The following is a 1,649-nucleotide window of genomic DNA, read 5'->3' on the forward strand; positions in this document are numbered from 1 at the left end:
GGCGAGCTCATGCTGGGTGGGGCCGCCGAACACCGCGCGATGATCACCGAGGAGTATCGTGCAGCTCACGTTTGATCCCGAAGTCGAGGCCTTTCGCGCGGAGTTCGTCGCCTTCCTCGACGAGCACACGCCTGCTACCGCGGCTGAAGCGTTGGAGCGGCCAAAGTCGGTGTCGCACATGCCGGATTGGGCGCGGCGCTGGCAGCGGCTGCTGTTCGACAATGGCTGGCTGCTGCCCACTCAGCCGCCGGAGTTCGGCGGGCGCAACGCCACGGTCTTGCAGCAGTATGTCTACCTCGAGGAGCTGTGCCGGCGGCGAATCTACCACAGCTTTAACCCGCAGGGCGTCAATATCATTGCAGCGTCGCTGATTTCGTTCGGCAGTGACGAGCAGAAACAACGTTGGGCCGTTCCGATCCTGCGTGCCGAGATCACCGCGTCATTGGGGATGAGTGAGCCCAGTGCCGGTTCGGATCTGGCATCGTTGCGCACGAAAGCCGCCCGTGACGGCGACCATTTCGTGGTCAACGGCCAGAAGGTGTGGACGTCGGGTGCGCACGACGCCGACGTACTGCTGACCTTCGTGCGAACCGATCCAGATGCGCCTAAGCACAAGGGCATTAGCGTGTTGCTGATCCCCACCGATACTCCCGGAGTGGCGCGGCGGCCGTTTCCGTCCATATGCGGCCAAGATGATCTGGACTTCAACGAGGTGTTCTTCACCGACGTGAAGGTGCCCGCCGAAAACCTGGTCGGCCCGCTCAACCAAGGCTGGCGGGTAGCCAACGGTTCGTTGGGACACGAACGCACGATGATGTGGCTGGGATTCGCCGATCGGCTGGACAATGTGCTCGCCGACTTCCATCCCACCAACGCACTCGAACGTGACCAGTACGCCACCACTCTGATGGACTATCAGGCGCTGCGGCTGCTCGGGTCGGTGGCCCTGGCCCGTGCCGCCCGCGGCGAGGACGACGTGCCTGCCTTGTCCGTGCTGAAGGTGCTGGGCTCCGAAGCCGAACGAGAAGCATGCGAACATGCCCTGGCAGCAGCGGGATCCGACGGCTTAGCCCATCCCACGCTGACCGGTCCGTATGCGCCGATGAACCTCGACCACTACTTTGCCAGTTGGTTCGAGCGGTACGCCCGCAGCTTCGGGGGGACGATCGCCGGCGGCACGTCCGAGATCCAGCGCAACATCATCGCGCAGCGGGTACTCGGATTGCCTACCGGCTGAGCAGGCCGGGCGCCTCACCTACTCACCGAGCGTGCGCTCAAGGCGGAAAATCTTCCGATTTTTCGCCATAGTTACACGCTGGGCGGTACGGCCTCGCCGGACGACGGGCTAGTCGATGACGGCGGCTTCTTTGCGTTCGGTGATCGGCCGGGCCAGCTCCTGCTCGTCGCAAATCCGTTGCAGCTTCTCCAGAGTTTCATCGAGGCCCGCGCCGACCCGGCGGCCGGGGGTGAAGGTGGCCGGCAGGTGTCGCATGCCCTGGATGACGCCGATCGTTTCGTAGTGCACGGTGCCGTCCGGGTCGCACTGGTAGTCGGGCATCCGGTCGAGCACCGCGGTCAGCATGGACTTGAACACCGTGCGCGCCACGTTGGAGCCGATGCAGCGATGCACACCGAGGCCGAAGCTGAAG

The 1,649-nt window shown here is 64.3% G+C and carries 1 protein-coding gene and 1 pseudogene; one reads left to right on the top strand and one right to left on the bottom strand.

Features of this window, described 5'->3' with window-relative positions; translation table 11 throughout:
* Window positions 1-58: 58 nt before the first annotated feature.
* Window positions 59-1,237 (top strand): acyl-CoA dehydrogenase family protein, encoded by a 1,179-nt coding sequence (locus tag WBF82_RS11940; RefSeq protein WP_424383238.1) that lies wholly within the window; start codon window positions 59-61, stop codon window positions 1,235-1,237.
* A 108-nt stretch (window positions 1,238-1,345) separates the two neighbouring features.
* Here WBF82_RS11940 and WBF82_RS11945 read toward each other — a convergent pair.
* Window positions 1,346-1,649: pseudogene (locus WBF82_RS11945) on the bottom strand (cytochrome P450); the annotation flags it as partial.

Source organism: Mycobacterium sp. (genome assembly GCF_049673265.1).
In the GTDB taxonomy this organism is placed as follows: domain Bacteria; phylum Actinomycetota; class Actinomycetes; order Mycobacteriales; family Mycobacteriaceae; genus Mycobacterium.